The sequence below is a fragment of the Ruegeria sp. HKCCD6426 genome (genome assembly GCF_057221115.1).
The window spans coordinates 77,284-97,669 of the sequence record NZ_JBWVBF010000004.1 but is presented as its reverse complement, the minus strand read 5'-3'; the positions used below and the strand labels follow the sequence as shown (position 1 = coordinate 97,669).

The window sequence follows — 20,386 nt, the reverse complement described above, 5'->3', positions numbered from 1 at the left end:
TGGAAATACTCTCGCCGAAGGCCTCATAACTTGGATCGGCGGGGCAAGGAGTCGTGAATATGGAAGCAGACTTTGTCATCGTTGGTGCAGGATCCGCTGGCTGTGCGATGGCCTATCGCCTGAGCGAGGCTGGCGCCTCGGTTCTGGTAATCGAGCACGGCGGAACCGATGCCGGGCCGTTTATCCAGATGCCGGCGGCGCTCAGCTATCCGATGAACATGTCGCGCTATGATTGGGGTTACCAGTCCGAGCCCGAGCCGCATCTGAACAATCGCCGTCTGGCCTGTCCGCGTGGCAAGGTGATCGGGGGGTCTTCATCGATCAATGGTATGGTTTATGTGCGCGGACACGCCCGTGATTTCGATACCTGGGACACGATGGGTGCCGATGGCTGGTCCTATGCAGACGTATTGCCGTATTACAAGCGGATGGAAACTTGGCATGATGGTGGCCACGGCGGTGACAGCACTTGGCGGGGAACGGATGGCCCGCTGCACGTCTCGCGAGGCCCACGCGAGAATCCGTTGTTCAAAGCCTTTGTGGATGCGGGGCAACAGGCGGGTTACGAAGTCACTGGGGATTACAACGGGGAAAAGCAGGAAGGCTTTGGCCCGATGGAGCAAACCGTCTGGAAAGGGCGGCGCTGGTCGGCGGCGAATGCATATCTGAGACCCGCGCTCAAACGCGAGAATTGCGATATCGTCCGGGGACTTGCCTCTCGCATTGTCATCGAAAATGGGCGGGCGACAGGGATCGAGCTGACGCGTGGTGGCAAGAAAGAGATCATCCGCGCCCGGCGTGAAGTGGTTATTGCCGCTTCGTCAATAAACTCGCCCAAGCTACTGATGCTGTCCGGCATTGGGTCGGCTTCTCATCTGGCCGAGCATGGCATCGATGTTGTGGCGGATCGCCCGGGCGTTGGTGCGAACCTGCAGGACCACCTGGAGCTTTATATCCAGAAAGCTTCTCTGCAACCGATCACGCTCTACAAACACTGGAACCTGATCAGCAAGGGGCTGATCGGTGCACAATGGTTGTTTACCAAGACCGGCCTTGGTGCGTCGAACCAGTTTGAAAGTGCCGCATTCATCCGTTCGAAGCCCGGCATTGAATACCCGGACATCCAGTACCATTTCCTGCCGATTGCCGTGCGGTATGATGGGAAAGCCGCCGCCGAGGGGCATGGGTTCCAGGCTCATGTCGGCCCGATGCGTTCGCCGTCACGTGGCGCGGTGACCCTGCGTTCGGCCAAGCCTGAGGATGCCCCCGTAATCCGTTTCAACTACATGAGCCATGAAGAGGACTGGGAGGACTTCCGCACCTGTATTCGCCTGACCCGCGAATTGTTCGGTCAGGATGCGTTCAAGCCCTATGCCGGCAAGGAAATTCAGCCGGGCGCATCAGTTCAGACAGACGAAGAGCTGAACGCCTTCATCGCCGAACATGCGGAGAGCGCTTATCATCCTTGCGGGACCTGCCGCATGGGTCGGGCGGATGACAAACAGGCTGTTGTCGATCCGCAAGGTCGCGTGATCGGTGTCGAAGCGTTGCGCGTTGCCGACAGCTCGATTTTTCCGCAGATCACCAATGGCAACCTGAATGCGCCCTCGATCATGGTTGGCGAAAAGGTGTCGGACCACATGCTGGGGCGTGATCCGCTGCCCAAATCCAATGATCGGCCATGGATACACCCTGGTTGGGCCACCGCGCAGCGATAAGCTGCGCGGCGATTGCCGGTGAATCGTAAGCTACCGAATTGTTGCGATGTGCGGACTGAATTTGATCCGCGTCAATGCGGTACCTTACAGGTATCTTTAGCATTGAGACGTAACGCTAAACAAAGGAGCGAACAGGATGTCTCACACCCCGCATGAGCTGGCCGAGGAGTTCCCCGATAAGGTCGAAATGATGAGCCAGCTCAAGCAGACAGATGCGCATTTCGCACGGCTGTCGGATGAGTATCACGAGGTCAACCGTACGGTTCACAGGGCAGAAACCAACGTAACCCCGATGGAAGAGTTGGCAGAAGTCGAGCTGCGCAAGAAACGTGCGGCACTTAAAGATGAGATCTGGGCGATTTTGACCAAAAGCTGAGATCGCAGGTGGGGGTTCTGCCCCCGCCGCAATTCGCCGCCCCAAGCATTTTAGTTGGGAAATATCAGGTCACTTCATAGGGTAGTGTGCCGCGTTTGTGCGCGTCGATTGTCAGGCGCCGTTCCAGCGGCGGAACTGAGCGTTGGTGGCATGTCTGGCGCTCGCAGATGCGGCAGGAAATACCAATCGGTTCGAAGGCGCTGGCGTTGTTGATGTCGAGATTGTCGGCATAGACCAATGCTTCGGCGTGGCGTACTTCACATCCCAGAGCAATTGCGTAGCGGCGGACGGGGGCACCGAACGAGCCTCCGGATTTGGATACGTCGCATGCCAACGAGATATAGCGAACCCCATCCGGTGTTTCTGCTAGCTGTCGCAGGAAATGCCCCGGTGTCTCGAAGGCACGGTGAACATTCCACAATGGGCATGCGCCGCCAAACCGTGCGAATTGCAGGCGCGTAGCGGAATGGCGTTTTGTGATTGTTCCGGCTTGGTCGACACGCACAAAGAAGAACGGGATACCTTTGGCCCCGGGCCGTTGCAGAGTCGACAGGCGGTGCGCCACCTGTTCGATTGAGGCCCCGAAGCGGTTGCTGAGCAGTTCCAGATCGTGTCGGTCTTCTTGGGCTGCGGTCAAAAACGGGCCGTAAGGCATCAGCGAGGCGCCGGCGAAATAGTTGGCCAGCCCAATTTTAGCAATGGCGCGGGCCTCGTCGCTTTGGAAGCGTGCAAAGTCCAGCGTTGCCTCAAGCAGTTTGTCCTGACTGATCAGGGCTACCTGCAACAGCAGTTGAAACACCTGTGTTTGCGGGGCCGCGCGGGAAGACAGTCGCAGAGCCTTTCCGGCCGCATCATAGCTGCGCAACGTTTCTGTATCAGCAAAGGTAACCTGTATGCCCCGCTCGGACAGGCTAGTGAGTGCGGCCTGACGAATACCGCCCGGTGCTTCGGCGTGTGAGGCAAAGCGCTCGGCTGCGCGGTCGACAGCATCGATATAGTTGTCGCAGTAATGGAAGAAATCGCGCACCTCCTCCCAAGGGCTGGCCTGCGTACGCGCGTCTTCGCGCCCCAAGGCCTCGTCCAAGGATGCCAACCGTTCGTGAGTTTGGCGATACGTGCGGTGTAGTTCGATAAAGGCACGCGCTAGCGCCGGGGCGTTCGAAGCGGTCAGCCGAAGATCGGCAAGAGGCGGCACAGTGTCGGCAAAAACCGGGTCGGCCAGCACTTCGCGCATATCTGACACCAGCCGTTCGCTGTCGCCGGTGCTGAGTTCGGTCACGTCCATGCCGAATTCTTGTGCCAGCGCAAGAACAACAGTAGTCGAAATCGGACGGTTGTTGTTCTCCATCTGGTTCAGATAGGGCAGCGAGACGCCCAACTTGGCGGCGAATTCCTTTTGTGTCAGGGTCAGACGTGTGCGCATTTCGCGCAATTTCGCGCCAGCGTAGAGTTTTTGAGTGGCCATGGCGTATCTTTGCAGATTTTCTGAATGCTTAGGCTAACTTTGCAAAACTAACTGTGCAAGCCGCTACATGCCCAGTTGTCTTTCGCGCCAGATAACGCTGCTGATGGCAAAAATAGCCAGAACCGAAGTCGCCAGCATCAGCCACAACAGCGGCATTGCACCGGTTTCGCGGGTCAGTAGTGCGCCGGCCCACGCGCTGAGAGCTGCACCGCCTCCCAGCATAATGGCACCGCTCAGCCCTGAGGCCGTTGCTGCCAGATGCGGTCGAACTGAAAGCGCGCCGGCAGTGGCATTCGGGATGGACATGCCGTTGCCCAGACCGACAAAGGTCATTAGCCCAAAAAAGCTGAGGGCCGTGCCCATTCCCATAAGAAACAACGCTGCCGACAGCGCGACACCAATCGCGTTCAACCAGCAACCCCAGCGCACCATGCGATTGACGCCATAGCGTGTTGAATAGCGCCCGCTGATGAAGTTGCCGAAAAAGTACCCTAGAGCAGGGGCGCCGAAATACACGCCTACTTCGGCTGCAGTCATCCCAAACACTTCGGTTCCGATGAAAGGTGCCCCGCCGAGATAGGCAAAGAATGCACCGGACGATAGCGCCGATGACAGCGAATAGCCCCAGAACCGTGGAGAAGTCAGTAGTTCAGGGTATTCTCGAAACTGTTGCATCAGTGTCTTGCCGCTAGCCGCGGCCGTTTCCCCAAAATCGCGATAAGTCAGCAGCAATGCCAACGCTGCCAGTCCAAATGGCATCCAAAAGTTGGCCTTCCAGCCGAAAGCTTCTTCAAGTAATCCGCCGACTGCCGGACCGATCATAGGCACAACTGCCATACCCATGGTCACATACCCGATCATTGAGGCCGCCTGATCCTGTTCGTACATGTCGCGCACGGCTGCCCGACTGAGAACGATTCCCACAACAATCACGGCCTGAAACATTCGGAAAGCCAGGAAAATTTCAATGTTTGGCGCGTAGATGCACCCCAGAGTGGCCAGCAGGAACAAGCCCAGACCCCACAAAAGAACGGGTCTGCGCCCAGCCTTGTCTGCAATTGGCCCGATCAGTATTTGTAGAACTGCATTGACTAGAAGATACAGCGCAATGGACAGCTGCATTGTCTTGTAGTCGGTCTGAAAATAGGTGGCCATGAATGGCAGGCTTGGCAGATACAGATTCATGCTCAGTGCCGACAGGCCAGACAGCAAAACGAGTGTTGCAATCGTCGGGGGCGTGCGGCTGATAGGGGTTGTGCTGAACTGCATTGTTCACCTTTAGAGCTTCGGAATTGGAAATACCATCGGGCTATCCAAATTGTTTTGTTAATTAGCAAATTTGCAATTACCATTGCTATGGTTGTCAAAGTTTTGCAAATTTGCCGAATATAGCTTTGGTCAAGGACCATGTCCCGGTATTGTCCTGCAAAATTTCATAGGGGAATACCGGCATGAAAGATATCCTTTCCGAGCTTGAAGATCGCCGCAACGATGCACGGCTGGGCGGTGGGCAAAGGCGGATTGATGCACAGCACGCGCGAGGTAAGCTGACTGCGCGCGAACGGATTGAGCTGCTTGTAGATGAGGGCAGTTTCGAGGAATTCGACATGTTCGTAAGCCACCGGTGCACCGATTTCGGGATGGAAAAACAAAAGCCTGCGGGAGATGGTGTCGTAACCGGCTGGGGCACCATCAATGGTCGCATGGTCTATGTCTTCAGTCAGGACTTCACGGTTTTCGGAGGGTCGTTGTCTGAAACGCATGCCCAGAAGATCTGCAAGATCATGGATATGGCGATGCAGAATGGTGCACCTGTGATCGGCATCAACGACTCGGGTGGTGCGCGAATCCAGGAAGGCGTTGCTTCGTTGGCAGGCTATGCCGAGGTGTTTCAGCGCAACATTATGGCCTCGGGCGTGGTTCCGCAGATCAGTGTGATCATGGGACCCTGCGCCGGTGGTGCGGTCTACAGCCCCGCGATGACCGACTTTATCTTCATGGTTAAAGATACCTCGTACATGTTTGTGACCGGGCCCGATGTGGTGAAGACCGTGACCAACGAAGTTGTCACGGCCGAGGAGTTGGGCGGAGCGTCAACGCACACCAAGAAATCTTCGGTTGCAGATGGCGCATTTGAGAATGATGTCGAGGCGCTGGCCGAGGTGCGTCGTCTGGTGGATTTCCTGCCACTCAACAACCGTGAAAAGCCTCCTGTCCGCCCGTTTTTTGATGAACCCAACCGTGTTGAAACTTCACTGGATACGTTGATCCCTGAAAACCCGAACTCCCCCTATGACATGAAGGAGCTCATCACCAAAATTGCCGATGAGGGTGATTTCTATGAGATTCAGGAGGATTTCGCCAAGAACATCATCACCGGGTTTATCCGGCTTGAGGGGCAGACCGTAGGGGTCGTGGCCAACCAGCCGATGGTTTTGGCGGGATGCCTGGATATCGACAGCTCGCGCAAAGCAGCGCGGTTCGTTCGATTCTGCGATTGTTTTGAAATTCCGATCCTGACGCTGGTGGACGTGCCTGGCTTTTTGCCGGGGACTTCGCAGGAATATGGCGGCGTGATCAAGCACGGTGCCAAACTGCTGTTCGCCTACGGTGAAGCGACGGTGCCGAAGGTAACCGTGATCACCCGTAAAGCTTATGGTGGTGCCTATGACGTGATGGCGTCCAAGCACCTGCGCGGTGATTTCAATTATGCGTGGCCTACGGCTGAGATTGCGGTGATGGGTGCAAAAGGCGCGACCGAAATCATTCATCGCGCTGATCTGGGCGATGCGGAAAAGATCGCGAAGCATACGCAGGACTACGAAAACCGGTTCGCCAATCCCTTCGTTGCGGCTGAGCGTGGTTTCATCGACGAAGTCATCATGCCGCAATCGACCCGTCGCCGCGTGTCCAAGGCTTTTGCCAGCCTACGGAACAAGCAGCTGAAGAATCCTTGGAAAAAGCACGACAACATACCGTTGTAATCAGATCGGGCGGGGTGTTCCGCCTGATTCAACCCAAAGAAAAGCCAAGCCAAAGAGCATTTTGCAGCTATCAGATGAAGCATCCGACACGACATAGTTTTGCGCAGAGCCGCGGTTCCGCGCGCGCGACCCCGGGTGGAGGAGACCGGCACCGGTGGTTCTGGGGTCGCGTCGGTATTAGTGTCATTATGGCGGTTCTGACTGCAGCATCAGCTCATGCCGGCAACCTGTTGCCGGTTCCTTCGGGGCAGCCCGTTGAGCTCAATAATGTATTGCTGGACGACAATCCCGGCGAGCTCTGGGTTCGTTTCCGCTTTGTCGCGCCCAGAATCGGGTCGACTGCCGGACGTATCACTTATGATGTGGCTGTCGTCGACATGGCGCATTTGTGTGAAACACTGGCTGTTCCCTATGTGGCGCGGCATGAACTGGAACCTGCACGTGTCGTTATTTCGTTCTCTGACCGTGCGCTGGATTTCGGCGATAGGGCGCCTGACGCCACACAATTTTTCGAGGCCTACCGGTTGGAAGAGTCCCGGTGTATCTGGGAGGGGCTCTGACCATGAATGCCAGATTTCATGACCTCAGCGCGTCTTGTCCCAGTGTCGCACCTTCGGAGGTATACATGACTTTTCAGCTCCGGTTCATGAGCCGGTTTTGCCGTATTCTCAACCGTTTGCCCGAGGAGGCTAAGGTATGTTGAAACACCGTGGCTTTCCCGGTCGCCTGCCCGGAACCGATTTCCAGTTCATCATTCGACGTGCCAATCCCAAGGGCGCGACCCCTTTGGTGAAACGTGAGCGGTTCCGCGATCGCAAGCCGGCGGACCGCCGGGCCGACGCGGCCTTTTTACAGGCGTTGCTAGATCACTTCGGTGATCAACCTTTTGAGCGGGGCAATCTGGATGCCGGGCGGCTCAGTTGGCTGTTCGGGCGTGAGGTTGTCGCGGCGGAGGATCCCTTTGATCCCGACAGCTATGAGGCGTTGCTTGTGATTGATCTGGATGCAGTTCGCCAATCTTTTCCCGACATTCTCGACGGGGCACGCTGATTGTGAGCGGTTTGGCGCAAAACAAGAATGGGTGCGGCGTAGCCCGTGCAACCCCGCCCTGTGTCGGGCGGGGCCCGTGTGATGCGTCAGAAGTTCAGCTGCGCCGCCAACTGAACACGGTTGCCATCGAAGGTCTGACCGGAATTGACGTCGTTCCGCTCGCCATAGATGTATTCGGCGCTCAGTGTCAGATTATCGGTTGCCTTGTAGAAGGCGTTGACGTGGATCGTTTCCAGCTCGGTGAAGGCCAGAGTCCCGGTCGAGGTCGGCAGGTCATAGTCTTCTCGGCCATAGGCGATCCCTACGTTCCACTTCGGAGCAATATCTTGACGGAATTCGACGGTATAGCCGTCGACGTCATTGGCCTGACCGTTGACGATTGGGTCACCCAGACCGATCAAGTAAGGGCCCAGGGCCTCGCCGTTGACATAGTTGACCTGAAACAGGCCGCCATCCCACGGACGAACAGAGCCGGACAGCGTAAAGCCCGTCTGATCGACCTCGATACTACCGGACTGCGCTTTGCCATAAAGCGCAGAAGCCCGGGCAATGTACGTGCCGTCGTTGTATTCGGCAGAAGCAGTCAGGACCGGGTCATCCGAGTTGGATCCGCTGACGTTTTCTTCGACCGAGGCTGCAAAGGTCGTGTATTCCCCAAACTTGTTTGTGAAACGCACCTGCGGAACCCGGGCGAAGGGGATGCCAACAGGGCCATTGAATTCAACCGAGGTCGGGTATGTGTCGAGCGGTTGGAAATTGGTCCAATACTGACCGATCAGCCAGGCGTCTCCGATTCTGATATTGGCATGACGCAGCCGCAGCTCAGCCGTTCCGTTCGATGCGAAAAGGTCCAGTTCCAACTGCCCGCTGATGTCGCCAATAGCCGAGGGCGTGTTGGTTCTCAGGCCGATCCTGGATTGCCGGACCGTGGCGCCGAAGGTGCCATCCGTCGCGGCCGAAGGCTCGCCGATCACGTTAACAAAGGCCGTGTCGCCCTGATCGTATTCGAAGTCGTAGAAGAAGTCGGCTTTGATGTATCCGTAGACGTCAAGTGTGGTGTTTCCGATCTGCAGATCACCCGTTCCCGAGCCGGGATTGGCGGACTCCAATGCTTCGACCCGGGCGCGAAGCGCATCCAGTTCAGCCTGTGTCTGAGCATCTTGCGCAAAAGCTTGCGTAGAGGTCGCGCAAAGCGCGCTGGCAGCAAGCAAGCAAGCGGTTTTACTCTTTATTTTCATGGGGATAAATCCTTGTGTGCGAGTGTGCGCCGCCACCGTTCCACGCATGCAAAGATGATGGAAATCACTAAAAAGGGAGAAGAAAATCGGATTCTCTCAAGCAATCGTGTCGCGGGCCGCTCAGTTTTTCACACAGGTGTGAAACGCGTTCACAAGCGCCCAAACATACGCAGAAATTTTCGTCAGACACGCGCTATTGGCCGTGAAGGAAACCGGTGTCGTTCAGAGGTTTCGAAGGCGTTCTGTAACGGCAATGTGACGGCCGGAAGACGCACTGCAATGCAGGTTGCACGGCGGGACGTCGGCGCAAATCTGCGCGCGTTTTTGCCCGATTGGCGGGTTTCAGCCGGAAATCAAAAGAGAAGAAATGTCTGGTTGGCGGCAGAAATTGAACTGTGCAAGGTGAACAGGCCGTGCGGCTCTACTTTGCCTGCGTCGCACAAGCACCTACTATTCCGTACCCCTTCCTTCCGCGGGCAGGCTTGTGATCCCCACAATGACCTGTCCGCGTTTTTCTTTGCGCAAAACTTGTGGGTAAACTGGCAAAAAACTGCGCAAATTGCGAATTTTGCTGCTTTGTTATTGAATAACAACGCGTGTTTCCGACATCTGCCTCAAAAGACACCAAGAAACCTAATGGGGCAGAAAACATGCGATTCTCACGACTTTTCTATGTATTGGCGGCCTGTGCCGGGCTGGCAGCCTGTGGCGACACCACAGGTGAGCAGGCGGTGCTTGGCGGTGGAGCCGGTGCAATCGGTGCGGCGGTCCTTAGCGCCGACCCACTGTTCGGTGCTGCGGTCGGCGCCGCGGGCAACGTTTTGTACTGCAAGACGCAGAACAACTGTAACTAACAATAATTCTTCGGGGCGTGCGTCGCCCCGACCGTCATCGCGCAACACGCCGTTGCGGGGCTTTTGCCCTGCAGCGGCGTTTTTGCGTTTCCAGAACATCAAGACAAAGGACGTTCCATGTTCAACAAGATCCTGATCGCCAACCGGGGCGAAATCGCCTGCCGGGTCATCAAGACCGCGCGCAAGATGGGAATCGGCACAGTCGCCATTTACTCGGATGCCGACAAGAACGCTCTGCATGTCTCGATGGCAGATGAGGCAGTGCACATCGGTCCGCCGCCTGCAAACCAGTCGTATATCGTGATCGACAAAGTCATGGATGCCGTCCGTCAGAGCGGCGCTCAGGCGGTTCACCCTGGCTATGGCTTCTTGTCGGAAAACTCCAAATTTGCCGAAGCGCTGGATGCTGAGGGCGTAGCTTTTGTTGGCCCGCCAGTGGGTGCGATCGAAAGCATGGGTGATAAGATCACGTCCAAGAAAATTGCGCAGGACGCGAACGTTTCCACGGTGCCAGGCTACATGGGGTTGATTGAAGACGCCGATGAAGCGGTGAAAATCTCGAACGAAATCGGATACCCGGTGATGATCAAGGCCAGCGCTGGTGGCGGTGGCAAGGGCATGCGGATCGCGTGGAACGACGAGGAAGCGCGCGAAGGTTTTCAATCCTCCAAGAACGAAGCGGCGAACTCCTTCGGGGATGACCGGATTTTTATCGAGAAATTCGTGACCCAACCACGCCATATCGAGATTCAGGTGCTTTGTGACAGCCACGGCAACGGCATTTATCTGGGTGAGCGTGAATGCTCGATTCAGCGCCGGAACCAGAAAGTGGTGGAAGAGGCGCCGTCGCCGTTCATTGATCCCGAAACCCGCAAGGCAATGGGTGAACAGGCGGTGGCATTGGCCAAGGCTGTGAACTATGCCAGCGCTGGTACGGTGGAATTCATCGTCGACGGCGACAAGAACTTCTACTTCCTTGAAATGAACACGCGATTGCAGGTGGAACACCCGGTGACCGAACTGATCACCGGCGTTGACCTGGTGGAACAGATGATCCGAGTGGCTGCGGGTGAGAAACTCTCGATCACGCAGGACGACGTGACGCTGACCGGTTGGGCCATCGAAAACCGCCTTTATGCCGAGGATCCGTATCGCGGCTTTTTGCCGTCCATTGGCCGTCTCAGCCGCTACCGTCCTCCGGCAGAAGTCGCCTCGGGGCCATTGCTGGAAAATGAAAAATGGCAAGGCGATGCACCCGAAGGGGAAACGGCGGTGCGCAACGATACCGGCGTCTATGAAGGCGGCGAGATCAGCATGTATTATGACCCGATGATCGCCAAGCTCTGCACCTGGGCCCCGACCCGCGATCAGGCTATCGAGGCGATGCGCGTGGCGCTCGACAGTTTCGAGGTCGAAGGTATCGGTCACAACCTGCCTTTCCTATCGGCGGTGATGGATCACCCGATATTTGTCAGCGGAGACATGACGACCGCGTTCATTGCCGAAGAGTACCCGGACGGGTTCGAAGGTGTTGAACTGCCCGAGGCCGACCTGAAGCGTATCGCGGCGTCCTGCGCCGCCATGCACCGTGTCGCCGAAATCCGGCGCACGCGTGTGTCGGGTCGAATGGACAATCATGAGCGTAAGGTCGGCACAGACTGGGTTGTTACACTGCAAGGGCATGGGTTTGAGGTAACGATCGACGCCGATAAAGACGGATCGTCGGTCACGTTCTCGGATGGCACTACAATGCGTGTCACCTCGGGTTGGACGCCGGGCGATCAACTGGCAGTTCTGGATGTCGATGGCAGCCCGTTAGTGCTGAAGGTTGGTAAAGTGTCCGGCGGCTTCCGCATCCGTAACCGAGGGGCAGACCTGAAAGTGCATGTTCGCACCCCGCGTCAGGCGGAATTGGCCAAGCTGATGCCCGAGAAACTGCCGCCCGACACGTCGAAAATGCTGCTCTGCCCGATGCCAGGGTTAATCGTGAAGATCGACGTGGAAGTGGGGCAGGAAGTACAGGAAGGTCAGGCATTGTGCACCGTCGAAGCAATGAAGATGGAAAATATCCTGCGCGCCGAAAAGAAAGGCACCGTTGCCAAGATCAATGCCGGTCCAGGCGATAGCCTGGCGGTGGACGATGTGATTATCGAGTTCGAGTGATCCAGCCATGCTCGCAGTGAGGCCACATAACCAGATGGAGCCAGCGCCGTGCGCGGGAACCGGGTGGTGTGGCTTCAGTTGGGTGCCGGTTCAGCCGCCCTCGCGCCGTTCGCGAATCTCGCGTTCGCGCAAGGGTGTTTTGTCGATGGAGCGGCCAATTTCCCGCACGCTCCATGGCGACGGCTTACGAAGTTTGACCACACCGTCCTTATCGACAAAAACCATCTGGAATCCGCGCGGGCGCAATTGCGACCGGATCGGGGACCGTGACGCGGGATCTGTATCCGTGAGAACCACCACATCGCGGTCTCGCATCGCGTCTTCGCCTTCCAGCAACATGTCTATCTGTTGTTGGAAGCGTGGGTCAGCGGGTGTGTCTGCAAAGACGACGATGGGGCGGTTGACCCAAAGAAATTCACTTAACTCGCTGTCGCCAGCCGGACGGACAAACGCGTCGTCCGCAGGTGCAGACCCGTCCGCGGCCAATGCCGCCAACGGGATTAGTGCCGAAAAAACAAGGGCAAGCGTTCGTGTCATAGGGCCTCCTGTTCTGATGAATATAGCTGCTGCGCTGGCGAATGCGACTATAGGAATGCAGGTGATGGTCAAAAAAGTGTTCAAAATGCCTTTGCATCGCAAAACGCAAAGCTGCGTGGTGGGCTAGGCGCATGGAAATCACCTTGCATTTTGGTGCGCACCGCTGTGCGACTACCAGTTTTCAGGAATACATGCGCCGCAACGCCATGGCGCTTGCGCAAAAAAGAGTTGCGTTCTGGGGACCAGAAACCACGCGTGAAACGGATCTGCGTGCGCTGAAGTCCATGACAACAGCGTCACATGCCGCACTGCATCGTGAACTGGACCGGTGTCAGGCGCGCGGCGTTGAGCAACTGTTGATAAGCGAAGAAAATTTTCTGGGTATGATGCAGCAGAACCTCAACAAGGGTGAGCTCTATCCCGAAGCCGGATTGCGGGCGCAGCTGGTGGCTGAAGCGTTCGACGGTCGTGTAACCAGAATCGCCCTGAATATCCGGGCACTGAATACCTATTGGCCCTCGGTCGCAGGGTACGCGGTTCGGAACAAGAAAGATTTTGGGGCACATGTGAGATGGGCGAAAATTTCGCAACATCATCGCGGTTGGCGGGAAGTAGTCACCGATCTGTCCCAAGCCTTCCCGCAGACATCATTGAGTGTTTTGCCGTTCGAGGAATTCGCCGGCCACCCGGATGTACAGTTGGACACTCTGCTGAGATGCAAAGCGCCGAGTCAGGAGGCGAATTTGTGGCTTAACAAGGACATAGACGAAGAACCGCAGTGTCCTAACAGCGGGCAGGAAATGAAGCTGATGGCAAAGTTTGCGGATGATTTGTCGTGGCTGGCATCGGGTGCCGACGGTTTGGCCCAGCTGTGTCTGCTGCAGGAAACAGTATCGGGCGACACGGCGCCTGCTTACGAACGAATTGACGAGAGGAATTCGAAATGACCGACACAAAGGACTGGAAAGCGCTGGCAGAAAAAGAGCTGCGCGGACGGCCGTTGGACGATCTGACCAAAGAGACGCTGGAAGGTATCGACGTCAAACCGCTCTATACGCAGGAAGATACAGCTGATCTGCCGCATATGAAGTCACTGCCCGGTTTCGGCCCGTTCACCCGCGGTGTTAAGGCGACGATGTATGCTGGGCGCCCCTGGACCATCCGGCAGTATGCAGGTTTCTCGACTGCCGAGGAATCGAACGCCTTTTACCGTCGGAACCTCGCCGCGGGTCAGCAAGGGGTTTCGGTCGCCTTCGATCTGGCGACGCATCGGGGTTATGACAGCGACCACCCTCGCGTGGTCGGAGACGTGGGCAAGGCGGGCGTAGCCATCGACAGCGTCGAGGATATGAAGATCCTGTTTGACGGCATTCCGTTGGATAAAGTCTCGGTTTCGATGACGATGAACGGCGCGGTCATTCCGGTTCTCGCAAGCTTTATCGTCGCCGGGGAAGAGCAGGGGCACGACAAGTCCGTGCTGTCAGGCACCATTCAGAATGACATTCTGAAAGAGTTCATGGTGCGCAACACCTACATCTACCCGCCGAATCCGTCGATGCGGATCATTTCGGACATTATCGAATTCACCTCGAACGAAATGCCCAAGTTCAACTCGATCTCGATCTCGGGTTACCATATGCAGGAGGCCGGGGCGAACCTCGTGCAGGAGCTGGCTTACACGCTGGCCGACGGTCGCGAGTATGTACGTGCCGCGACCGAAGCCGGTATGGACGTGGACAAGTTCGCGGGTCGCTTGTCGTTCTTCTTTGCCATCGGCATGAACTTCTTCATGGAGATCGCCAAACTGCGCGCCGCGCGGACGCTGTGGCATCGGGTCATGACCGAATTCGGCGCGAAGTCTGAACGCTCCAAGATGCTGCGGACGCACTGCCAGACATCAGGAGTATCCCTGCAGGAGCAGGATCCATATAACAACGTGATCCGCACCGCCTATGAGGCAATGAGCGCGGTTCTCGGCGGAACTCAGTCGCTGCACACCAACGCCTTGGACGAGGCCATTGCGCTTCCCACTGATTTCTCGGCCCGCATCGCGCGGAACACGCAGCTGGTGCTGCAGGAGGAGACCGGCGTGACCGATGTGGTCGATCCGTTGGCCGGGTCTTACTACGTGGAAAGCCTGACCAATGAGCTGGTCGAAAAGGCGTGGGCTCTGATGCAAGAGGTCGAGGAAATGGGCGGAATGACCAAGGCGGTTACGTCAGGCATGCCCAAGCTTCGCATCGAAGAAAGTGCTGCTCGCCGTCAGGCCATGATCGATCGTGGCGACGAGGTCATCGTCGGCGTCAACAAGTACCGTAAGGAAAAGGAAGACCCAATCGACATCCTCGACGTCGACAACGTCGCCGTGCGCGAGGCGCAGGTGGCGCGGCTGGAACGTATTCGCGCCACGCGCGATGAGGACGCGTGCCAGTCGGCGTTGGACGCATTGACCACCACTGCACGCGAGGGCGGAAACCTGTTGGCTGCTGCCGTTGAAGCCGCTCGCGCCCGCGCATCCGTAGGAGAGATCAGCATGGCAATGGAAAAAGAATTCGGCCGTCACCGCGCCGAAGTTAAAACCCTCGCCGGTGTTTATGGTGCGGCCTACGAGGGTGACGAAGGCTTCGCCGCTATTCAAAAATCCATCGAAGACTTCGCCGAGGCCGAGGGCCGCCGCCCGCGTCTTCTGGTCGTAAAGATGGGGCAGGATGGACACGACAGGGGGGCAAAGGTGATCGCCACTGCATTTGCTGACATCGGTTTTGACGTTGATGTTGGCCCTCTGTTCCAGACCCCCGCCGAAGCTGCGCAGGATGCCGTCGATAACGACGTGCACGTCGTGGGAATTTCGTCTCAGGCCGCTGGACACAAGACGCTGGCACCGCAATTGGTCGAGGAACTGAAAAAAGCAGGGGCAGAGGATATCATCGTGATCTGCGGCGGAGTAATTCCACAGCAGGATTACCAGTTCCTGTACGATCATGGCGTCAAAGCGATCTTTGGCCCGGGCACCAACATCCCCGAGGCAGCACAGGATATCTTGCGTTTAATTGGCGAAGCGCGCGGCTAGGACCTTCCAGCGCTCTGTGCAGGAACAAGTTTTTTCACAGAAAAATCTTGTGGTACAAAGCCTTCGACGACTCTGCCATCTAAAGCAGCGCGTTTTCGCGCTGCTTTTCTGCTTGAATTACAGGAGTGTGCGATGCAGCTGGACCATATAGCCGTTTCAGGCGAAACACTGGATGCAGCAACTGCTCATGTTCAGCAAGCCCTCGGTGTCCAGCTTCAGCAGGGCGGTAAGCATGCGAAGTTTGGCACTTACAACCGTTTGCTCGGGTTGGATAACGGTCTGTATCTGGAAGCGATTGCCATTGATCCTGACGCGCCTGCTCCTGACCAGCCACGATGGTTTGATCTCGATCGGTTCGAGGGAGACGCGCGTCTGACCAACTGGATTTGTCGAGTGGCGGATATCGAAACCGTCACCATGCCTGATGGTCCGGTTACGCCAATCGATCTGGATCGGGGGGCACTGCGCTGGCGGATGGCCGTGCCTTCGTCCGGGCGCTTGCCATTCGACAACCTTTATCCGGCCGTCATCCAGTGGAAGGGGGGGCTACATCCCACTCAGATGCTGCGGGCCAGCGGGTGCAGGTTGCGCCGGTTGGTCGTCTATCATCCCGATGCACTGGATCTTGCCCGCATTCTGGGGCCTTTGGAGCTGGTAGAATTCGATTCCGGCCCTGCCGCGATGCAGGCTGAATTCGATACGCCTCACGGGACTCGTGTGCTGGAATGATCGTTCGTCCTGCCCGGATTGGGGATGCAGATTCGATCGCTGCGATCACCAACGCGATCATTCGGGACACGTTGGTCACTTTTACGACCAAAACTCGCACCACGGACAGCATTGCTGCCGACATTGCATCACGTTCGGGGCACTATCTGGTTGCGCAGTTGGATGAACAGGTCGTGGGTTTTGCCACTTATAGCCCGTTTCGTGGCGGGCCGGGATACGCGAACACTCGCGAACACACGATCCAACTGGCCCCGGAAGCGCGTGGTCGGGGTATCGGGCGTTCACTGATGGCTGCTCTAGAGGAGGCAGCCCGCTTGGATGGCGTGCATGTTTTGGTGGCAGGCATTTCATCGGCCAACCCGGATGCAGTGACCTTTCACACGGCCCTGGGTTTTGTCGAGGTCGGGCGGATGCCGGAAGTGGGCCGCAAATGGGAGCGCTGGTTGGATCTGGTTCTGATGCAAAAAATACTTTCCCCGCAGTGATCTGTCGCACCTGACAGTCGCAACATGGCGCGCTAGTGTGCGCTCATGTCGATCTGGACCCGCATATCCGACGCGCTGAGTGCGCTCGCCCAAGGTGAAAGCCTGACCGCTGTTTTCGAGAAACTGCGCACGCCACCGGAGCGTTCTATCGCTTTCGCCATCGCGGTGATCGCGCTGGGTGCCAAGATGGCCAAGGCTGATGGACAAGTGACGCGGGACGAGGTGACGGCCTTTCGCGAGGTCTTTCAGATCGCTCGCGATGACGAAGAAGGGGCTGCGCGGGTCTTTGACATGGCGCGCACGGATGTGGCCGGTTATCAGGATTACGCCCGCAAAATTGCAAGAATGTTCGCCGAGGACAACACCACCCTGTGCGACCTTATGGAAGGATTGTTCCACATTGCAATGGCGGACGGGTTCTACCATCCCAATGAAAACGAATTTCTGGAAGAGGTCAGCCGTATATTCGGTCAGACCGAAGCTCAGTTCATGGCCTTGCGCGCGCGGTTTGTTCCAGATGCGCCGAATGACCCATATACAGTGCTTGGCGTGCCCCGCGACATGCCCTTGCAGGAAATCCGCAAGATCTGGCGGCAGTTGGTCCGCGATACTCACCCCGACGCGATGATGGCCCGCGGAGTGCCGGAAGAGGCGGTGCGCCTGGCGGAAAAGAAGATGATCGACATCAATCGGGCCTGGGACGAGATTAACGGGGCCAAGGTCTGAGCTGATGCGGCTGGCGACCTACAATATCGAATGGTTCGCCAATCTGTTTGATCGAAATGATGCTTTGATCGTTGATGACAGCTGGTCGGGTCGACATGATGTGACGAAAGCCCGGCAGATCGAAGCCATCGCCAAGGTCCTGACTGCGTTGGACGCCGACGCGATATTGATCGTCGAGGCACCTAATACCGGAAAGTCTCAAAACACGGTGCGCGCCCTGCAGCAGTTTGCCGAGGTTTTCGATCTCAGGACAACGCACGCGGTTATGGGGTTTGCCAATGACACGCATCAGGAACTGGGGCTGCTCTTTGATCCTGCTATCCTGCATGCTCGGCATGATCCGGTTGGAAGCCCAACGAACGAAGATGGCAGTACGGATACTCCGCGATTTGACGGAGTTTTCCGCATTGATCTGGACGTGGACGCAACCGAAGATCTGGTCAGATTTTCGAAGCCGCCGATGGAGCTGGCCGTCGAATTGGCCAACGGTGCGGCTTTTCGTTTGATTGGTGCGCACCTCAAGTCCAAAGCGCCCCACGGCGCAGAAACCAAGGACGAGGCGATCCGCATCTCGATTGCCAATCGCCGGAAACAATTGGCGCAGGCAATATGGCTGGCCCGGAGGGTTGAGACGCATCTGGCCAAAGGTGAGCCTGTTATCCTTCTGGGTGATCTCAACGACGGCCCGGGCCTGGATGAATTCGAAAACTTGTTCGGGCGGTCTTCGGTCGAAATACTGCTGGAATCCGGTCTTTACGATCCGCATGCCGCGCGGGCATATGGCCCGCGTCCCGGATCGGTTTCATCTACCGCGCGTTTTGCGCGACCAGATGAGGGGCGATACCTTGAGGCACTTCTGGATTACATCATGATCAGCCACGATCTGCGCGACCGACATCCGGAATGGCGCATCTGGCACCCGTTTCAGGATGCTGCCTGTTGGTCCAACCCTGAACTAAGGGACGCCTTGCTGACCGCTTCGGATCACTTCCCGGTCTCGCTGGATATCGACCTGTAACCTTTCAACCTGAACGACCATCCCCTATATTTTGTTCATGCAACGTATCGCGATGATCTGCGCAGCCTGTGCTGCCACGGTTCTTCCGGCCAGTGCCCAGGAAGATGACAGCCAATCTCTTATGGAGCAGGGGGCAGAGCTGTTTTTGGAAGGATTGCGGAAGGAAATGGAACCGGCACTTGATGAATTGCTGGGGCTTGCGGACCAGTTTGGTCCAGCCGTGCATTCATTTGTTCAGGAGATGGGTCCAGCCTTGGCCGAACTTGCGGCCCAGATCGAGGATTGGAGCGTGTATGAGGCGCCCGAGTTGCTACCCAATGGCGACATTATTATCCGGAAAAAGCCAAAGCAGGATAATGAACACCCACCCGAACCAGTGGATCCGCCGTCCGATGGATTCACCGACATCTGATCAAACAGGATCAACGCCGCATGATTACTCGGCTGTTGGACTCCAAGGCGTCAGCAAGCGAATTGAGCCGTGCTTCGGCCACTTCGTTGTATAGCGCTGCGGCAGATTTTGGCAGGATCAGTTCCAGCTCGTGCTTCTTCGGGTAATAGCGCAGCTTACCCATCGCCGCGTCATTCTGCATCCAGAGCATGGCACCGAACCGCATGGCCTTGCCAAGAATTTCCGCCTGTTTCTGGCCCGCCTCATCCAAAAGCTCGTAGAGCGGAGTAAATCGATTGCCTTCGCGTTTATTGCGATAGCGGTGTTGCAGGGCTAGCCCAATGAATACGCGCTCGGAATGCTTCAAACCGCTCATGTTGGCCCGGGTCACGTATTCGAAGCAAACTTCGGCGCGATAATCGGGATGGGCACGCCAGCTGACATCGTGCAGCAGGCAGGCCGCCTTGATCAGCCGCACCTTTTGCGGCGGCGCCGAACGAAACAGCGGCATGACGAAATCATAAAGATGGCGGCCAAAGCCTGGTAGACGCGCATCCTTTGCCTCGGAAAAGCGGCTGGCCTCGATCAAGGGGTCCCGGTCACGTAGGTGTTGCGGCATCTGCTGGTACAGTAATCCTTCGCGGATGCCATAGCTCGAGATCGCGATATCCTTGGGCTTGAACGCACGGATCAACCGGGCAAGAACATCCATCGCGTAGGGTATCAATGCCATGCGAGAGCTGGAGACCCCCGCTTTGCTGCGCAGCTTATCCGGGTCGTTCTTTTCGATGAACTTGATGGTTTCGCGGACCTGCTTGTGGGTCATACGGTATTCGTGCAGCACGTTAAGCGGATAGCCCCGTCGCAGCATGTCCAAACGTGCAAAGGCACGCCAACTGCCGCCCACCAGAAACAAGCGGTCACGCTGAGGACCCATCTGGTCACGCATATCTTCCAGCGTTTTCTTGATATGAGCCTTGCGGGCACGGCGTCCGCCTTTGATGTCGCGCAACTTTAGTGGACCAAGTGGCGACGTCATACGGCTACCGACTTCACCGTCACCGATCTCGGCCAGCTCGACTGACGAGCCACCGATATCGCAAATCAGACCATAGGCGCCGGGCCATCCCAGTAGCACACCCTGGGCCGACAGGCGCGCCTCTTCCTCGCCGTTGACGACGTTGATCGCCAGACCTGTCTTTTCTTTTACTTCTTCACAAAACTCAGACCCGTCTTTGGCTTCGCGCACGGCGGCAGTTGCAACGGCATGCAAGGCGGGCAGGCCCAGATCTTTGGCCAAGTGTTGAAACCGTTGCAGCGCTGACAGCGCCCGAACGCGCCCAAGGGGGTTCAGACGACCCGTTTCCGACAATCCTGCGCCCAACTCGCACATGACCTTTTCATTGTAAAAGTAGGCAGGCGACCGGGCGGCGCCGTCAAAGATAACCATTCTGACCGAGTTCGAACCGACATCCACAACCCCCACTCGCGACAGTGCTCTGGCACCGGGATCGTCAAACAAAGGCTTTCCAAACGGCCCGTAATCCGGGGTTTCAGCTACGGCAGTCTGTTCCATGGGTTC

19 protein-coding genes are annotated in these 20,386 nt (G+C 57.1%); 14 read left to right on the top strand and 5 right to left on the bottom strand.

Annotated features, from left to right (window positions below; translation table 11 throughout):
• Positions 1-59: 59 nt before the first annotated feature.
• Together betA and AC2TDA_RS13270 are read left to right on the top strand one after the other, a co-directional pair.
• The gene (gene betA / locus AC2TDA_RS13275) at positions 60-1,718 is read left to right on the top strand and encodes a choline dehydrogenase (protein ID WP_480876651.1); all 1,659 of its coding nucleotides are present in this window, start codon (positions 60-62) and stop codon (positions 1,716-1,718) included.
• A 136-nt stretch (positions 1,719-1,854) separates the two neighbouring features.
• On the top strand, positions 1,855-2,094 hold the full coding sequence (locus AC2TDA_RS13270; protein ID WP_480848446.1) for an HP1242/YdcH family protein: 240 nt from the start codon (positions 1,855-1,857) through the stop codon (positions 2,092-2,094).
• Positions 2,095-2,158: 64 nt separating this feature from the next.
• Here AC2TDA_RS13270 and AC2TDA_RS13265 read toward each other — a convergent pair whose 3' ends face one another.
• Positions 2,159-3,559, bottom strand: coding sequence for a helix-turn-helix domain-containing protein (locus tag AC2TDA_RS13265; RefSeq protein ID WP_480848444.1), 1,401 nt, complete (start codon positions 3,557-3,559; stop codon positions 2,159-2,161).
• A gap of 63 nt (positions 3,560-3,622) precedes the next feature.
• Positions 3,623-4,828 (bottom strand): multidrug effflux MFS transporter, encoded by a 1,206-nt coding sequence (locus AC2TDA_RS13260; protein WP_480848442.1) that lies wholly within the window; start codon positions 4,826-4,828, stop codon positions 3,623-3,625.
• A gap of 182 nt (positions 4,829-5,010) precedes the next feature.
• On the opposite strand from AC2TDA_RS13260, the gene AC2TDA_RS13255 reads away from it, so the two are divergent.
• From AC2TDA_RS13255 to AC2TDA_RS13245, 3 genes are all read left to right on the top strand, one after another.
• Entirely contained in the window at positions 5,011-6,543 is a 1,533-nt protein-coding gene (locus AC2TDA_RS13255; RefSeq protein WP_480848440.1) for an acyl-CoA carboxylase subunit beta, read from the top strand.
• Between the two features lie 74 nt (positions 6,544-6,617).
• Positions 6,618-7,103, top strand: a complete 486-nt coding sequence (locus AC2TDA_RS13250) for a DUF6497 family protein (protein WP_480848438.1) — start codon at positions 6,618-6,620, stop codon at positions 7,101-7,103.
• Positions 7,104-7,239: 136 nt separating this feature from the next.
• Complete coding sequence (locus AC2TDA_RS13245; protein ID WP_480876648.1) at positions 7,240-7,593, top strand: hypothetical protein; 354 nt, start codon at positions 7,240-7,242, stop codon at positions 7,591-7,593.
• Positions 7,594-7,679: 86 nt separating this feature from the next.
• Here AC2TDA_RS13245 and AC2TDA_RS13240 read toward each other — a convergent pair whose 3' ends face one another.
• Positions 7,680-8,831, bottom strand: a complete 1,152-nt coding sequence (locus AC2TDA_RS13240) for a DcaP family trimeric outer membrane transporter (protein WP_480876645.1) — start codon at positions 8,829-8,831, stop codon at positions 7,680-7,682.
• A 650-nt stretch (positions 8,832-9,481) separates the two neighbouring features.
• Between AC2TDA_RS13240 and AC2TDA_RS13235 the strand changes: the two genes are divergently transcribed.
• Positions 9,482-9,685: a hypothetical protein gene (locus tag AC2TDA_RS13235; RefSeq protein WP_480848433.1), complete on the top strand. Its 204-nt coding sequence runs from the start codon at positions 9,482-9,484 to the stop codon at positions 9,683-9,685.
• A gap of 117 nt (positions 9,686-9,802) precedes the next feature.
• Positions 9,803-11,848, top strand: a complete 2,046-nt coding sequence (locus tag AC2TDA_RS13230) for an ATP-binding protein (protein ID WP_480876642.1) — start codon at positions 9,803-9,805, stop codon at positions 11,846-11,848.
• A 90-nt stretch (positions 11,849-11,938) separates the two neighbouring features.
• Here the strand turns inward: AC2TDA_RS13230 and AC2TDA_RS13225 are convergent, their stop codons facing one another.
• Positions 11,939-12,385, bottom strand: a complete 447-nt coding sequence (locus tag AC2TDA_RS13225) for a DUF4174 domain-containing protein (protein WP_480876639.1) — start codon at positions 12,383-12,385, stop codon at positions 11,939-11,941.
• A 131-nt stretch (positions 12,386-12,516) separates the two neighbouring features.
• Here AC2TDA_RS13225 and AC2TDA_RS13220 point away from each other — a divergent pair, with 131 nt between their 5' ends.
• The 7 genes from AC2TDA_RS13220 (at position 12,517) to AC2TDA_RS13190 (ending at position 18,825) form a co-directional block, all read left to right on the top strand.
• Complete coding sequence (locus tag AC2TDA_RS13220) at positions 12,517-13,332, top strand: hypothetical protein (protein WP_480876636.1); 816 nt, start codon at positions 12,517-12,519, stop codon at positions 13,330-13,332.
• Entirely contained in the window at positions 13,329-15,455 is a 2,127-nt protein-coding gene (gene scpA / locus AC2TDA_RS13215) for a methylmalonyl-CoA mutase (RefSeq protein ID WP_480876634.1), read from the top strand. The genes AC2TDA_RS13220 and scpA overlap by 4 nt, the downstream gene beginning before the upstream one ends.
• 132 nt (positions 15,456-15,587) lie before the next feature.
• Positions 15,588-16,184: a VOC family protein gene (locus AC2TDA_RS13210; protein ID WP_480876631.1), complete on the top strand. Its 597-nt coding sequence runs from the start codon at positions 15,588-15,590 to the stop codon at positions 16,182-16,184.
• Positions 16,181-16,669, top strand: a complete 489-nt coding sequence (locus AC2TDA_RS13205; protein ID WP_480848422.1) for an N-acetyltransferase family protein — start codon at positions 16,181-16,183, stop codon at positions 16,667-16,669. The genes AC2TDA_RS13210 and AC2TDA_RS13205 overlap by 4 nt, the downstream gene beginning before the upstream one ends.
• 45 nt (positions 16,670-16,714) lie before the next feature.
• Complete coding sequence (locus tag AC2TDA_RS13200) at positions 16,715-17,395, top strand: TerB family tellurite resistance protein (RefSeq protein ID WP_480876629.1); 681 nt, start codon at positions 16,715-16,717, stop codon at positions 17,393-17,395.
• A gap of 4 nt (positions 17,396-17,399) precedes the next feature.
• On the top strand, positions 17,400-18,413 hold the full coding sequence (locus AC2TDA_RS13195; RefSeq protein ID WP_480848418.1) for an endonuclease/exonuclease/phosphatase family protein: 1,014 nt from the start codon (positions 17,400-17,402) through the stop codon (positions 18,411-18,413).
• A 37-nt stretch (positions 18,414-18,450) separates the two neighbouring features.
• Positions 18,451-18,825: a hypothetical protein gene (locus AC2TDA_RS13190; protein WP_480876626.1), complete on the top strand. Its 375-nt coding sequence runs from the start codon at positions 18,451-18,453 to the stop codon at positions 18,823-18,825.
• 10 nt (positions 18,826-18,835) lie between these two features.
• Here AC2TDA_RS13190 and AC2TDA_RS13185 read toward each other — a convergent pair whose 3' ends face one another.
• The gene (locus tag AC2TDA_RS13185; protein WP_480876623.1) at positions 18,836-20,380 is read right to left on the bottom strand and encodes a Ppx/GppA family phosphatase; all 1,545 of its coding nucleotides are present in this window, start codon (positions 20,378-20,380) and stop codon (positions 18,836-18,838) included.
• Positions 20,381-20,386: the final 6 nt, after the last annotated feature.

Coding starts and splice junctions, on each gene's coding strand:
- betA (WP_480876651.1), top strand. CDS start 60: ATGGAAGCAGACTTTGTCATCGTTGGTGCAGGATCCGCTGGCTGTGCG.
- AC2TDA_RS13270 (WP_480848446.1), top strand. CDS start 1,855: ATGTCTCACACCCCGCATGAGCTGGCCGAGGAGTTCCCCGATAAGGTC.
- AC2TDA_RS13265 (WP_480848444.1), bottom strand. CDS start 3,559: ATGGCCACTCAAAAACTCTACGCTGGCGCGAAATTGCGCGAAATGCGC.
- AC2TDA_RS13260 (WP_480848442.1), bottom strand. CDS start 4,828: ATGCAGTTCAGCACAACCCCTATCAGCCGCACGCCCCCGACGATTGCA.
- AC2TDA_RS13255 (WP_480848440.1), top strand. CDS start 5,011: ATGAAAGATATCCTTTCCGAGCTTGAAGATCGCCGCAACGATGCACGG.
- AC2TDA_RS13250 (WP_480848438.1), top strand. CDS start 6,618: ATGAAGCATCCGACACGACATAGTTTTGCGCAGAGCCGCGGTTCCGCG.
- AC2TDA_RS13245 (WP_480876648.1), top strand. CDS start 7,240: ATGTTGAAACACCGTGGCTTTCCCGGTCGCCTGCCCGGAACCGATTTC.
- AC2TDA_RS13240 (WP_480876645.1), bottom strand. CDS start 8,831: ATGAAAATAAAGAGTAAAACCGCTTGCTTGCTTGCTGCCAGCGCGCTT.
- AC2TDA_RS13235 (WP_480848433.1), top strand. CDS start 9,482: ATGCGATTCTCACGACTTTTCTATGTATTGGCGGCCTGTGCCGGGCTG.
- AC2TDA_RS13230 (WP_480876642.1), top strand. CDS start 9,803: ATGTTCAACAAGATCCTGATCGCCAACCGGGGCGAAATCGCCTGCCGG.
- AC2TDA_RS13225 (WP_480876639.1), bottom strand. CDS start 12,385: ATGACACGAACGCTTGCCCTTGTTTTTTCGGCACTAATCCCGTTGGCG.
- AC2TDA_RS13220 (WP_480876636.1), top strand. CDS start 12,517: ATGGAAATCACCTTGCATTTTGGTGCGCACCGCTGTGCGACTACCAGT.
- scpA (WP_480876634.1), top strand. CDS start 13,329: ATGACCGACACAAAGGACTGGAAAGCGCTGGCAGAAAAAGAGCTGCGC.
- AC2TDA_RS13210 (WP_480876631.1), top strand. CDS start 15,588: ATGCAGCTGGACCATATAGCCGTTTCAGGCGAAACACTGGATGCAGCA.
- AC2TDA_RS13205 (WP_480848422.1), top strand. CDS start 16,181: ATGATCGTTCGTCCTGCCCGGATTGGGGATGCAGATTCGATCGCTGCG.
- AC2TDA_RS13200 (WP_480876629.1), top strand. CDS start 16,715: ATGTCGATCTGGACCCGCATATCCGACGCGCTGAGTGCGCTCGCCCAA.
- AC2TDA_RS13195 (WP_480848418.1), top strand. CDS start 17,400: ATGCGGCTGGCGACCTACAATATCGAATGGTTCGCCAATCTGTTTGAT.
- AC2TDA_RS13190 (WP_480876626.1), top strand. CDS start 18,451: ATGCAACGTATCGCGATGATCTGCGCAGCCTGTGCTGCCACGGTTCTT.
- AC2TDA_RS13185 (WP_480876623.1), bottom strand. CDS start 20,380: ATGGAACAGACTGCCGTAGCTGAAACCCCGGATTACGGGCCGTTTGGA.